Here is a 13,440-nt window from a genome sequence, read left to right on the forward strand (position 1 = left end):
TGCGCCTGTCCCCACAGGCGCCTGATGCTCATGAATTCCACTCTTCCCCGCAGACCCCGCTGGCGCAGCCTGGCCTTGCTTGCGCTGTGCCTGGCGCCGTTGCTGTGGCCGCTGGAACATCTGGCCGAGCGTTACTACCGCAGTGAACTGGCCGGGCAGAACCGCCAGACCCTCGATCTCTACGTCGCCAACCTGTTGGGCACCCTGCATCGCTATGAAGTGCTGCCACAGATTCTCGGTGAGCTGCCGGCCCTGCGCGCCACTTTACTGGCACCGGACGACGGCATCATCCAAGGCAATGCCAATCGACTGCTGAAAAACATCAGCGCCCAGACCGGCGCAGAAGTCATGTACCTGATGGACCCCACCGGCAAGACCCTCGCGGCATCGAACTGGGATAAACACGACAGTTTCGTCGGACGCAATTTTGCCTTCCGGCCGTACTACATCGAGGCGATGGCCGGGCGGCTGGGACGCTTCTTCGGCTTGGGCACCACCTCGGCCAAGCGCGGTTACTTCTTCGCCGCTGCCGTGCGCGACCGGGAAAAAGTGATCGGCGTACTGGTGGTCAAGGTGGATCTGGACCACACCGAAAGCCTCTGGGGCAAAACCCCCGAACAACTGCTGGTGACCGACCACAACGGCGTGGTGATCCTCACTTCGCGACAAGAATGGCGATTTCGCGCGACCCGCCCCTTAAGTGACGAGGAGCGCCAGTCCATCAGCGCCGTACAGCCCTACCCGACCCGCGACCCCAAGCCGCTGAATCTGGATGCGAACGCCTGGCTGATCCAGACCCAGTCCATTGAGGAGACCCGCTGGAGCGTGAGCATTCTCGCCCCGCGTACCCTGATCGACCGTCCGGTGCGCACCGTGGTGGTCATCGGCGGTGCGGCCTTGCTGGTCCTGATGCTGTTGCTCGGGTTGATGATGCAGCGCCGGCGGCATTACCTGGACCGCATCGCCTTCGAAGGCAAGGCCCGTCAGGAGCTGGAAGGCCGGGTAGCCGAGCGCACCAGTGACCTGGAAGGCCTGAACCGGCGACTCAAGCAAGAGGTGCTGGAACGCGAGCAGGCCCAGCAGGAACTGGTCCGCGCCCAGGATGACCTGGTGCAAGCCGGCAAGCTGTCAGCCCTGGGCACCATGTCGGCCAGCATCAGCCACGAACTCAACCAGCCGCTGGCGGCGATCCGCAGCTATGCCGAAAACGCCGAAATATTGCTCGATCACCAGCGTACCGAGGACGCCCGAGGCAACCTCAAGCTGATCAGTGAGCTGACCGCTCGCATGGCCTCGATCATTGCCCACTTGCGCGCCTTCGCCCGCCGCGACCGTCACGCCCCGGAAAGTGTCGCCCTGCAACCGGCGCTGGACGATGCCCTGGCACTGCTCGCCAAGCGCCGGCGCAGCATGGAAGTGGAACTGATCCGCGACCTGCCGGCCGCCACTTTGTGGGTCGAGGCCGGGGAAACGCGCTTGCGCCAGGTGCTCGGCAACCTGCTGGCCAACGCTCTCGACGCCCTGACTGAAAAAGGCCCGCCGCGCAAACTCTGGCTCAGTGCCGAAGCCACCGAAACCGGCGTCAACCTGTACATCCGCGATAACGGCCCGGGGTTTTGCATGGAAGCCCTTGGTCGCGCGGGCGAGCCCTTCTACACCACCAAGACCCGCACCCAGGGCCTTGGCCTGGGGCTGGCGATTTGCGACACCCTGATGCGCGCCTTCGGCGGTGAACTGTCGTTCGCCAATCACAAGGAAGGCGGCGCCCTGATTACCCTGAAGTTGCGCGCTGGCGCGCCCGGTGTGAGCCTGCAACCGTCCGAGGACCGTAGTGTATGACCATCGATAACCGGATTGAGGTGGTGTTGATCGACGACGATCCCCACTTGCGTCAGGCCTTGAGCCAGACCCTCGACCTGGCCGGCCTGAAGGTCCTGTCCCTGGCCGAGGCCAAAGGCGTGGCCGGGCAACTGTCTCGCGACTGGCCGGGTGTGGTGGTCAGTGACATTCGCATGCCGGGCATCGACGGCCTTGAGTTGCTGAGCGAACTCCATGCCCAGGACCCGGAGCTGCCGGTGTTGCTGATCACCGGCCATGGCGACGTGCCGCTGGCAGTCCAGGCCATGCGCGCCGGAGCCTATGACTTCCTTGAGAAACCTTTCCCCAGCGATCACCTGCTCGACAGCGTGCGCCGGGCCCTGGCCTTGCGGCGCCTGGTACTGGACAACCGCAGCCTGCGCCTGGCCCTGAGCGACCGCCATGAACTCAGCGCCCGGCTCGTCGGCCAATCGCCCTCGATACTGCGCCTGCGCGAGCAGATCGGTGCGTTAGCGGCGACCCGCGCCGATGTGCTGATCCTCGGAGAAACCGGGGCCGGCAAGGAGGTAGTCGCCCGAGCCCTGCACGATCTGTCGGGCCGGCGCAACGGCCCGTTCGTCGCGATCAACGCCGGAGCCCTGGCCGAGTCGGTGGTGGAGAGCGAGCTGTTCGGTCATGAGCCCGGCGCTTTCACCGGCGCGCAGAAGCGCCGCATCGGCAAGTTCGAGTTCGCCAACGGCGGTACGCTGTTTCTCGATGAAATCGAAAGCATGAGCCTGGACGTTCAGGTCAAACTGCTGCGGCTGCTGCAAGAGCGGGTAGTGGAACGACTGGGGGGCAATCAACAGATCCCGCTGGACATCCGCGTCATCGCCGCCACCAAGGAAGACCTGCGTCAGGCCGCTGATCAGGGTCGTTTTCGCGCCGACCTGTATTACCGCCTGAACGTCGCGCCGTTGCGTATCCCCCCGCTGCGTGAACGCGGTGAGGATGCCCTGATGCTGTTCCAGCATTTCGCCGACGAAGCCAGCGCCCGTCACGGCCTGCCGCCCCACGAGTTGCAACCGGCCCAACGGGCATTGCTGCTGCGCCATAGCTGGCCGGGCAACGTGCGAGAATTGCAGAACGCCGCCGAGCGTTTTGCCCTGGGTCTGGAGCTGGCCCTGGACAACAGCGCGCCCGACGGTAGCCCCGGTGCCCCGGTCGAAGTGATCAGCGGCGGCTTGAGCGAGCAGGTGGAGAACTTCGAGAAAACCCTGATCGCCGCCGAACTGGCCCGCCCTCACAGCTCGGTGCGCAGCCTCGCCGAAGCCCTGGGCATTCCGCGCAAGACCTTGCACGACAAGTTACGCAAGCATGGGCTGAACTTCGGCGATAGCCAGGGCCATGCCGATGAGTCCGATTGAGTCTGCTTGAGTGATTGCCATCTTCCCTTTCAAAAGAGGCCCTGCATGAACCGCGACAGCCGCTACCTGGAATCGATCCTGCACCACGACATCCCGTTGACGCGGGACATGGGCCTGAAGGTGCTCGACTGGCAGGCCCGGCAACTGCGCCTGTTTTTACCGCTGGAGGCCAACGTCAACCACAAGAGCACCATGTTCGGCGGCAGCCTGTACTGCGGCGCGGTGCTGGGTGGCTGGGGCTGGCTGCACCTGGCCCTGCGCGAAGAGGGCATTGAGGACGGGCATATCGTCATTCAGGAAGGGCAGATCAGCTATCCACTGCCAGTCACGAGGGACGCCACAGTCATTTGCCAGGCTCCCGAAGAAAAGGTCTGGAAACGCTTCCTGGCCACCTACCGGCGCTACGGACGCGCACGACTGACCTTGCAGACCCAGGTGATAAATGCCGGGAGCGAAGCTCCAGCGGTGCAATTTGTGGGGCAGTACGTGTTGCACCGCTGACCCCCGAGCATCACAAAAAACCCTGTGGCGAGGGAGCTTGCTCCCGCTCGGCTGCGCAGCAGACGCATTGGGGCCGCTTCGCAGCCCAGCGGGAGCAAGCTCCCTCGCCACAACAACTGTCCCAGGTCCAGCAAGGGGCAGTCGATTCAGGAGCGGGCAAGTTCCAGCAGTTTCCCACGCCACGCCGCCTTTGCCGGCAACGCCAGGAAGGATTCATTCAACAGCGACTCCCGCGGCGGATAGCAGAACGGCTCGCCGCGTAGGTCCAGCACCTCGCCGCCCGCACCCTCCAGCACGCCTTGGGCGGCGGCGGTGTCCCACTGGGACGTCGGCGCCAGTCGCGGATAGCAATCCGCCGCGCCCTCGGCCAGCAGGCAGAATTTCAACGAACTGCCGATGCTGGTCAGTTGCAACTCACCCAGGCTCTCGCTCAAGCCGCCCAAGAGACGCTCTTGCTCCGGGCTGGTATGGCGACGGCTGGCGACCACCGTAAAAGCATCACCCGGCGCCGGCACGTTACGCACTTCGATCGGCAAAGGCTCGCCCCCCTTGTCGCCACGCCAGGCGCCGAACCCCGCGCCACCGACGTAAAAGCGACCATTGGTGGGCATCGACACTACGCCAAACACCACCCGCCCCTGCTCGACCAGTGCGATATTGACGGTGAACTCTTCGCTGCCGGAAATGAACTCCTTGGTGCCGTCCAGCGGGTCCACCAGCCACCAGCGTTGCCAGCCGGCGCGCACGCTTTGCGCAATATTGGCGTCCTCTTCGGAGAGGATTGCAATATCCGGCGCCAACGCGGTCAGCCCGGCCACGATCACATCGTGAGCGGCCATGTCCGCGGCGGTCACCGGCGATGCGTCGGCCTTATGGTTGACCTGCACATTGGCTCGCCAGAACGGCAGGATCGCCTCACCGGCCTTGAGCGCCAGCTCGACCACAGGGGCCATTAGAGGGTGGGGGAAATTCATGACAGGAACGCTCCGCGCTGGGTCAACAGGTCACGGGCCAGGTACAGCGCCGCCAAGGCACGGCCTTCCGTGAATTGAGGGTTTTGCGCCAAGGCCGACAACTCACGCAGGTTGACCTTGTCCACGCGCATCGGCTCAGGCTCGTCGCCTTCCAGCCGCTCTTCATAGAGATCGGTCGCCAGCACCACCTGGATCTTCTGGCTCATGTAGCCGGGGGACAGGGACAGTTCAGTCAGGTGTTCCAACTGACGTGCACCATAGCCGGCCTCTTCTTTAAGCTCCCGCTCAGCCGCCGCCAACACGTCTTCACCCGGCTCAATCAAACCCTTGGGCAGGGACAATTCGTAGGCATCGGTGCCGCCGCAGTATTCTTCCACCAACACGGCGTGATCGGCGTCGAGCATCGCCACGATCATTACCGCGCCGTAACCTGCGCCCTTGCCCGCCAAACGCTCATAGGTGCGCTCCACGCCGTTGGAAAACCGCAGTTTCAGTTCTTCCACGCAAAACAGGCGGCTGGTGGCGACGATCCGTCGATCGAGTATGGTGGGTTTCTGGCGCATAAACGGCTCCCTGGGCGATAGCGGGCTACTATACCCGGCCTATTCTGATTGTTTGTGTCGGATATCCGATTACCGCTGGAGAAGTTTTATGGCCTTGCTGCCCTGGCACGAGATCGATACGGTGCTGCTGGACATGGACGGCACCCTGCTGGACCTGCATTACGACAACCATTTCTGGATGGAACACTTGCCCCAACGCTACGCCGAACTGCATGGCGTGAGCCGGGCCATGGCGGAGCTGGAGTTGCAGCCGCTGTTCGAGCGCAACGCCGGCCAATTGCAGTGGTATTGCCTGGACTTCTGGAGCACCGAGCTGAAACTGCCGGTGCGCGAACTGAAGCTGGAAACCGCGCACCTGATTGCCCTGCGCCCGGACGCCGACACGTTCCTGGCGGCGATCCAGCGGGCGGGTAAACGGGTGGTAATGATCACCAACGCCCATCGCGACTCATTGTCCCTGAAGCTGGAACGCATCGAACTGGCCCCTTACTTCGAACGTTTGATCAGCTCTCACGACTACGGTTTCCCCAAGGAAAGCCCGCAGTTCTGGGATGCCCTGCAAGCCGATCTGAACTTCGACCCGGCCCACAGCCTGTTTATCGACGACACCTTGCCAGTGCTGCGCAGCGCCCGGGAATTCGGCGTGGCACACCTGCTGGCGGTCAGCGTACCGGACAGCCGCAAAGGGCCAAAGGACACGGGGGAGTTCGAGGCGTTGGGGGATTATCGGGATTTGATTGCCGGGCTTTGATAGCCGGCCGTTAGCATCGCGAGCAGGCTCGCTCTCACAAGGTTCCTTGTTCGCCACAGATCCAGTGTGGGAGCGAGCCTGCTCGCGATGAAGACAATGCGGTCCTCAAGCTTTATTCGGGAATGCGCAGCACCTGCCCCGGATAGATCTTGTCCGGATGCGACAGCATCGGTTTGTTGGCTTCAAAAATCTTGTTGTACTTGTTCGCATCGCCATATTCGGCTTTGGAGATGGCGCTGAGTGTGTCGCCCTTTTTTACGGTAACAAAACGAGCGGCCTGGGCGACTGGCCCGGTTACCGTGATCTGATCATCAACACTGCCCACACCTGCTATGTTGCCTACCGCCAGCAGGATTTTCTCCTTCTCCTCCTGACTACCCACCTCACCAATAACAGTAACTTTATCGCCCTCAATGGTCGCCTGAACATTCGGGTTACCAAGACCAACCTTGCTGATGTGTTCTTTCAGTTGCTCACTGGCGTTGGCATTACCGGGAGTCAGCAGATCGATCAGTTTTTCGCCGGCCTCCTTCACAAAACTAAAAATACTCATGGTGCACGCTCCTTGGGTTTAAGTGTCCAGACGCAAAAGCCTAGACCAAGCCAAACGAACCCGGTTCCCAGCCGACCAATGACCCTGCCGCGCACAAAGCGCTAGAATCCCAACCTTCCCGCGCCCTGGAACGAAGATGGACATCAAGCAGCTGAAATTTCTCATCGCGCTCGACGAAACCCGCCACTTCGGCCAGGCGGCCGCGCGCTGCCACATCACCCAACCGACCCTGTCAATGCGCCTGCGCAGCCTTGAAGAAGAGCTGGGTCTGCCGCTGGTCAATCGAGGCCAGCGCTTTGAAGGTTTCACCGCTCCGGGGGAGCGGGTGTTGGCCTGGGCACGCACGGTCATGGCGGCCTATGACGGTCTACAGGCCGAAGCGGCGGCCTGCCGTGGCAACCTGGTGGGTACCCTGCGCCTGGGTGTGGTGCCATTGTCGGACTTCGATCCGTTGTCGATGATGCAGCGGCTGCACAGCGAGCACCCTAACCTGCATTTCGAATTGTCATCCTTAAGCTCCGAACGCATCCTCGAACAACTGGCGAACAACCGCATCGACCTGGGCATTTCCTATCTGGAGCGCCTGGACACCGAGCGCTTCGACGCCCTGCCCTTCAACCATACGCGCATGGGCTTGCTCTTTGACCAGAGATACTTCTATTTCGGCGAGCAGCCGCTGAGCTGGGAAGCGCTGATCGAGTTGCCCCTGGGCATGCTCACCAGCGGCATGCATTTTCGTCAGTCCATCGACCACAACTTCCACAGTCGGGGCCTCACACCCCGCCCTCTGCTGCAAACCGACGCGGTGCATCAATTGTTACAAGCCGTACACGGCGGACTGTGTTGCGCCGTGATGCCGCTGAACAGTGGCCTGGGTATGCTGACCCGAGACTTGCGCATCCAGCCCATCGAAGACGCGCAAACTCTGGTCCCGCTGGGTCTGATCATGCGCCGCGGCGCTCCACGCTCGGCTTTGGCGGAAGCTTGTTTCGCCCTCTATCAGAAATCATCAACGACATCTTGATCGACGTCATCTATTGATAGATCAGTAATAGCGATTAGACGTGGCAGATTGCCGCATTTAGTCTTATCACTATTCCCACTGTCAGTGATGCCTATGAACGACAAGCCTCCGGTCTGTTCTGCGCCTGCGGAGAAAATACCCGCGCCAGCCGCCAGCCAGAGCTATCGCTACTGCAACCTGGACCATTCCCAATCGGACAGCACCGCGCTGGCCGAGGAAGTGGCGCTGGCGATCGCCTATAACGGCATCAGTCAGGCTGTCATGCTGGTCACGCCGTCTGACCTTGAAGACTTCATCGTCGGCTTCAGCCTAGGCAGCGGCATCATTGAACACCCTGCGGACATCTATGACGTGCAACTGAGCGGCGACGGTTCTGCGCAATACGCCCAGGTAACCATCGCCAACCGCGCCTTCTGGAACCTCAAGCAACAACGCCGACAACTGGCCGGCACCAGCGGCTGCGGGCTTTGCGGGGTGGAAGCGGTGGAGCAGGCATTACCGAACCTCAAGGCACTGCCCGGCACGCCACTGCCACCGGCCCAGTGGCTCGAAGGCCTGCGTCAACGCATCGGCCAGTTCCAGCCCCTGGGCCAGCATTGCGGCGCGGTCCACGCGGCCCTGTTCATGAACGCCCAAGGCCAATTGCTGCTGGGACGCGAAGATATCGGCCGGCACAACGCGCTCGACAAACTGATCGGCGCGCTGATCCGGCAACAGATCCCGGTGAACGGAGGCGTGGCGATCGTCACCAGTCGTTGCAGCCTCGAATTGATCCAGAAAGTGTTGCGCGCCGGCATTCAGACCCTGGTCAGCCTGTCGTCACCCACCGGCCTTGCCGTGCAGTGGGCCCGCCAGCACAACCTCAATCTCATCCACCTGCCGCAGAAAAGTGCGCCGCGGGTCTATAGCCCTGCGATGGAGAATCAAGCGTGAGCAATCATCAACAAGCCGATCAGAAACCCGTACCGCGCTACAAGCCCTACAAGGGTCCGGCCGGTGGTTGGGGCGCGCTGATCAGCGTCGCCCAGGCCTGGCTGACCAGCGACAATGCGCTGAAGAACCTGCGCATGATGCTCAAGACCAACCAGAACGGCGGCTTTGACTGCCCAGGCTGTGCCTGGGGCGACTCGCCGGAAAGCGGCATGGTCAAGTTCTGCGAGAACGGCGCCAAAGCCGTGAACTGGGAAGCGACCAAGCGCCGTGTCGATGGCGCATTCTTCGCCAAACACAGTGTGACCTCGCTGCTGGAGCAGAGCGACTATTGGCTGGAATACCAGGGGCGCTTGACCGAGCCACTGAGCTACGACGCCGAAACCGACCGCTACAAACCCATCAGTTGGGAAGCGGCATTTGCCCTGATCGGCAAACACTTGCAGGGGCTCTCCAGCCCGAACCAGGCTGAGTTCTATACCTCGGGCCGGGCCAGCAACGAAGCAGCCTACCTTTATCAGTTGTTCGTGCGCGCCTACGGCACCAACAACTTTCCCGACTGCTCGAACATGTGCCATGAAGCCAGTGGCGTGGCGCTGTCTCAGAGTGTCGGCGTAGGCAAAGGCACCGTGACTTTCGACGATTTCGAACACGCCGACGCGATTTTCGTCTGGGGCCAGAACCCGGGCACCAACCATCCACGCATGCTCGAACCGCTGCGCGAAGCAGTGAAACGCGGCGCCCAGGTGGTGTGCATCAACCCGCTCAAGGAGCGTGGCCTGGAGCGTTTCCAGCACCCACAAAACCCGATCGAGATGCTTACCAACGGGGACAAACCGACCAACTCCGCCTATTTCCGTCCGGCCCTGGGTGGCGACATGGCCGTGCTGCGGGGCATGGCCAAGTTCCTGCTGCAATGGGAACGTGAGGCGCAAAACACCGGCGCTGCTGCAGTGTTCGACCACGCGTTCCTGAACGAACACAGCATCGACGTACTGGATTACCTGGCCGTGGTCGATGACACGCCATGGGAGCAGATCGTTGAGCAGTCGGGCTTGACTCTGGTCGAGATCGAACAAGCGGCGCGCATGTACGCCATCAGCAAGAACGTGATCATGTGCTGGGCGATGGGCATCACCCAACACCGCCATTCGGTGGCGACCATCCAGGAAATCGCCAACCTGATGCTGCTGCGCGGCAACATCGGCCGGCCGGGCGCCGGTCTGTGCCCGGTTCGCGGCCACAGTAACGTGCAGGGCGACCGGACCATGGGCATCAACGAGCGTCCGCCGGCGGCGTTCCTTGACTCGCTGGAGCGTCGCTTCCAGTTCAAGGTGCCGCGCGAGAATGGCCACAACGTGGTCGAAGCGATCCACGCCATGGCTGACGGCCGGGCGAAGGTCTTCATCGCTCTGGGCGGCAACTTCGCCCAGGCCACCCCGGACAGTGATCGGACGTTCCAGGCCTTGGGCAACTGCGACCTGACTGTGCAGATCAGCACCAAGCTCAACCGCAGCCATCTGGCTCATGGAAAAGAGGCGCTGATCCTACCGTGCCTGGGCCGTACCGACATCGACCTGCAAGTCGAAGGCGCACAAGCGGTGACCGTGGAAGACTCCTTCAGCATGGTCCATGCATCCAATGGCCAATTGCAGCCGCTGTCGAACCAGATGCGTTCCGAGCCCTGGATCATTGCCGGCATCGCCGCCGCCACACTGGGCCACCACCCGGTGGACTGGAACTGGCTGGTGGCGGACTACAACCGCATCCGCGACCTGATCGCCGATACCATCCCGGGGTTCAAAGACTTCAACGAAAAGCTCCAGAACCCCGGCGGCTTCTATCTGGGCAACAGCGCCGGTGCACGTCGCTGGAACACCGCCTCAGGCCGCGCCAACTTCAAGCCCAACCGGCTGCCGACCGACCTGGTGCATGAACGCACCCGCGCCACCGGGCAGTTGCCTGACCTGATCATGCAGTCCATGCGCTCCCACGATCAGTACAACACCACCATCTATGGCCTCGATGACCGCTATCGCGGCGTGAAGGGCCAGCGTGACGTGTTGTTCGTCAACGAAGCGGACATCATTCGACTGGGCTTCAAACCTGGGCAGAAGGCCGACATCGTCTCGCTCTGGGATGACGGCCGCGAGCGACGGGTCAAAGGCTTTACCCTGTTGGCATTTGACATTCCCGCCGGACAGGCCGCCGCCTATTACCCTGAAGTGAATCCGTTGGTGCCGTTGGAGAGCACCGGCGACGACAGCCATACCCCGACTTCGAAATTCGTGGCGATCCGTCTGGAAGCGGCGAGCGAGAATGGGCTGATTCTGGCCAAGTCGGCCTGACACAACGTGCCAGGCGATTAGGTTGTGTGGGAGCAAGGCTTGGCTCCCCACAATCCTGCTTTTCAATCGCCCACAAAAAAGGCCGTTTTCCATAGAAAACGGCCTGTCCGAAGTAGCTAAAGACCGGCGAAAATCTGTTAAGTTCCGCTCAAAAAACAATAACTTATCGAATTGTGCACAAGTCGTGTTACTCGTCGGATTTCGATTGTAACCAAGCGAAGCCAGCCTCAGGATCGCGCCGTCATCCCTTTGAGGCTCCTCTATGAAGTTCTCCTCGATTCTCTTGTTGTCCCTTGGCCTGATCAGTGGCGCAGCCTCTGCCGGTGGCACCACCGAAGCAGGCGTGGGCGGCGCATTGGGCGGGGTTCTGGGTTCTGTGGTCGGCCAGTCCTTGGGCGGCAACACCGGGTCCACCATCGGCGCAGCCTTGGGTGGCGCGGGTGGCAGTGCGGTCGGTGCGGACAAACGCAGCCGCGGCGAAGCAGCGATTGGCGGTGCGCTGGGCGCAGCCGGCGGTAACGTGGTCGGCCGTAGCGTAGGCGGCACCACCGGCAGCCTGATCGGTGCAGCAGCAGGCGGCGGCGCTGGCGGTGCACTGGGCAACTATATGGGCAAGGACGATGACGACGATCGTCGTTATGACGGTCGCCGTGGTGATCGCCGTTATTACCGTGACGGCCATCCAGGTCGTGGCCATGCCTATGGGCATCGCAAGCACAAGCACAAACATCGCTATCACGACGATTGATCACTGGCTCTAACCAGTAGTCGATAGAAAATCGCAGTCTTCGTCAGCGCTTCTCAAGCGTCTGACAGGAGACTGCGATTTTTCGTTTAAATCACCAACCGTTCCAATGCGGCGCGCAACCGATCCGGAATCGCCACTGGCCGATTCGAAGACCGCTCCACAAAAACATGCACAAAGCGCCCCGCCGCGCAGGCCTCCTCCTCCCCCGCCTTGAACACCGCCAGCTCATACTGCACTGAACTGCTGCCCAGCTTCCCCACCCGCAGACCGATTTCAATCTGGTCGGGAAAGGCGATCGAGGCAAAGTAGTCGCAAGCCGAACTCACCACGAACCCCACCACCTCCCCATCGTGGATATCGAGGCCGCCGACCTCGATCAGATAAGTGTTCACCGCCGTGTCGAAAAAACTGTAATAAGTCACGTTGTTGACGTGACCGTACACGTCGTTGTCGTGCCAGCGTGTGGTGATCGGTTGCAGGTGCGGGTATTCGCTACGTTGGGGCATCAGGTGTCCTTTACGATTGCTCAATGGTTCATGCGTTGTTCAGGATTTTGAGGCCTGGTGTTGTGCGAATCCCTTGCCCTGGGCCGCCAGCTCCCCGATCAGACGCGCGGGCTTCCAGTGGTCCCCCTGCTTCGTTTCGAGTTCCAGCAGCCGTGCATGGATGTCTTCAAGTCCCTGATGGTCGGCCCAGGCCATCGGGCCGCCCTTGTCCGCGGGGAAGCCGTAGCCGTTGAGATACACCAGGTCGATGTCGTGAGCCGACTCGGCAATACCTTCCTGCAGGATTTTCGCGCCCTCATTGACCAGCGCCAGCAAGCAACGCTCGAGGACTTCCTCGGGGCAGATCTCGCGACGCTGAAAACCCAACGTTTCACTGACTCGCTGCACCAGCGCATCGACCTCTACATCATGCTCGGCCTGGCGACTGCCGGCTTCGTAGTGATAGTACCCGTTGCCGCTTTTCTGGCCGAACCGACCCAGTTCGCACAAACGGTTGTCCACTTGCACCTCGGGTGCATCCTGACCTTTGCCCGCCAGTTCCCGAGCGCGCCACTCCAGGTCGATGCCGACGACGTCGTACATGCGAAACGGCCCCATGGCGAAGCCGAAACCCTGCAATGCCGCGTCAACCTGATGGGGAAACGCCCCTTCCAGCAGCATCTTGCGCGCCTCCAGCACATAGGGGTGAAGCATCCGATTGCCGATGAACCCGTGGCAATTGCCCGACACCACGCTGACCTTGCCCATGCGCTTGCCCAATACCAGGGCTGCGTCCAGCACCGCTTTGGAGGTTTGCGCACCACGAACGATTTCCAGCAACTTCATGATGTGCGCCGGGCTGAAGAAGTGCAGACCCAACACCTGGGTGGGGCGGCGGGTGACGGCGGCAATCGCATCGATGTCCAGCGCCGAGGTGTTGCTCGCCAGAATGGCCTCGGGCTTGAGCAAGCCGTCCAGCTCGCGGAAGATCTTCTGCTTGAGCTCAAGGTTCTCGTAAACCGCCTCGATGACCAGATCCACATTGCGGATCGCCGCGTAATCATCTGCCCGCGTCACCCTGGCGATTCGCGCATCGGCTTCACCCTGGTCGATACGGCCCTGGCGCACGTTGTGGGCATAAGTATCGGCCACGGCAGCCAACGCCTGTTCCAGCATCTGCGGATTGTTGTCGACCCATTGCACCGTCACGCCGGCGTTGGCCAGGCACATCACGATGCCCCGCCCCATAGTGCCTGCACCGACTACGGCAGCGCGCTGAATATCGAAGGGTGTCTGGCTCATGTTTGCTCTCTTGTTGGTGATCCAAAGACAGCCCTCA

The 13,440-nt window shown here is 61.8% G+C and carries 13 protein-coding genes; 8 read left to right on the forward strand and 5 right to left on the reverse strand.

What is annotated here, in order from left to right:
• Positions 1–30: 30 nt before the first annotated feature.
• The 3 genes from CRX69_RS25705 to CRX69_RS25715 are packed head-to-tail and all read left to right on the forward strand — an operon-like array spanning position 31 to position 3,725.
• Complete coding sequence (locus CRX69_RS25705) at positions 31–1,839, forward strand: sensor histidine kinase (protein WP_047226961.1); 1,809 nt, start codon at positions 31–33, stop codon at positions 1,837–1,839.
• The gene (locus CRX69_RS25710) at positions 1,836–3,224 is read left to right on the forward strand and encodes a sigma-54-dependent transcriptional regulator (RefSeq protein ID WP_047226861.1); all 1,389 of its coding nucleotides are present in this window, start codon (positions 1,836–1,838) and stop codon (positions 3,222–3,224) included. Before CRX69_RS25705 ends, CRX69_RS25710 begins: the two co-directional genes overlap by 4 nt.
• 45 nt (positions 3,225–3,269) lie before the next feature.
• Positions 3,270–3,725: a YiiD C-terminal domain-containing protein gene (locus tag CRX69_RS25715; protein ID WP_047226860.1), complete on the forward strand. Its 456-nt coding sequence runs from the start codon at positions 3,270–3,272 to the stop codon at positions 3,723–3,725.
• Between the two features lie 146 nt (positions 3,726–3,871).
• Here CRX69_RS25715 and cysQ read toward each other — a convergent pair whose 3' ends face one another.
• Positions 3,872–4,699: a 3'(2'),5'-bisphosphate nucleotidase CysQ gene (cysQ, locus tag CRX69_RS25720; RefSeq protein ID WP_107323082.1), complete on the reverse strand. Its 828-nt coding sequence runs from the start codon at positions 4,697–4,699 to the stop codon at positions 3,872–3,874.
• The gene (nudE, locus tag CRX69_RS25725) at positions 4,696–5,262 is read right to left on the reverse strand and encodes an ADP compounds hydrolase NudE (protein WP_047226858.1); all 567 of its coding nucleotides are present in this window, start codon (positions 5,260–5,262) and stop codon (positions 4,696–4,698) included. The genes cysQ and nudE overlap by 4 nt, the downstream gene beginning before the upstream one ends.
• An 88-nt stretch (positions 5,263–5,350) precedes the next feature.
• Here nudE and yrfG point away from each other — a divergent pair, with 88 nt between their 5' ends.
• Complete coding sequence (yrfG, locus tag CRX69_RS25730; RefSeq protein WP_107323083.1) at positions 5,351–6,013, forward strand: GMP/IMP nucleotidase; 663 nt, start codon at positions 5,351–5,353, stop codon at positions 6,011–6,013.
• Positions 6,014–6,125: 112 nt separating this feature from the next.
• On the opposite strand, the gene lysM is transcribed toward yrfG, so the two are convergent.
• Complete coding sequence (lysM, locus tag CRX69_RS25735) at positions 6,126–6,566, reverse strand: peptidoglycan-binding protein LysM (protein WP_107323084.1); 441 nt, start codon at positions 6,564–6,566, stop codon at positions 6,126–6,128.
• A gap of 136 nt (positions 6,567–6,702) precedes the next feature.
• On the opposite strand from lysM, the gene CRX69_RS25740 reads away from it, so the two are divergent.
• The 4 genes from CRX69_RS25740 to CRX69_RS25755 all read left to right on the forward strand — a co-directional run bounded on the left by CRX69_RS25740 (position 6,703) and on the right by CRX69_RS25755 (position 11,616).
• On the forward strand, positions 6,703–7,590 hold the full coding sequence (locus CRX69_RS25740) for a LysR family transcriptional regulator (RefSeq protein WP_076383281.1): 888 nt from the start codon (positions 6,703–6,705) through the stop codon (positions 7,588–7,590).
• A gap of 93 nt (positions 7,591–7,683) precedes the next feature.
• The gene (fdhD, locus tag CRX69_RS25745; RefSeq protein WP_107323085.1) at positions 7,684–8,523 is read left to right on the forward strand and encodes a formate dehydrogenase accessory sulfurtransferase FdhD; all 840 of its coding nucleotides are present in this window, start codon (positions 7,684–7,686) and stop codon (positions 8,521–8,523) included.
• Positions 8,520–10,868 carry an FdhF/YdeP family oxidoreductase gene (locus CRX69_RS25750; protein WP_107323086.1) on the forward strand — a complete coding sequence of 783 codons (2,349 nt, stop codon included), beginning with the start codon at positions 8,520–8,522 and terminating at the stop codon, positions 10,866–10,868. Before fdhD ends, CRX69_RS25750 begins: the two co-directional genes overlap by 4 nt.
• A 262-nt stretch (positions 10,869–11,130) precedes the next feature.
• Entirely contained in the window at positions 11,131–11,616 is a 486-nt protein-coding gene (locus tag CRX69_RS25755) for a glycine zipper domain-containing protein (RefSeq protein WP_047226852.1), read from the forward strand.
• Between the two features lie 86 nt (positions 11,617–11,702).
• Here the strand turns inward: CRX69_RS25755 and CRX69_RS25760 are convergent, their stop codons facing one another.
• Positions 11,703–12,122, reverse strand: coding sequence for an acyl-CoA thioesterase (locus CRX69_RS25760; protein WP_107323087.1), 420 nt, complete (start codon positions 12,120–12,122; stop codon positions 11,703–11,705).
• 39 nt (positions 12,123–12,161) lie between these two features.
• A complete protein-coding gene (locus CRX69_RS25765) occupies positions 12,162–13,403 on the reverse strand; it encodes a 3-hydroxyacyl-CoA dehydrogenase (RefSeq protein ID WP_107323088.1) in 1,242 nt (413 codons plus the stop codon).
• Between the last annotated feature and the right edge of the window lie 37 nt (positions 13,404–13,440).

It is taken from the genome of Pseudomonas rhizophila, from assembly GCF_003033885.1.
In the GTDB taxonomy this organism is placed as follows: Bacteria; Pseudomonadota; Gammaproteobacteria; order Pseudomonadales; family Pseudomonadaceae; genus Aquipseudomonas; species Aquipseudomonas rhizophila.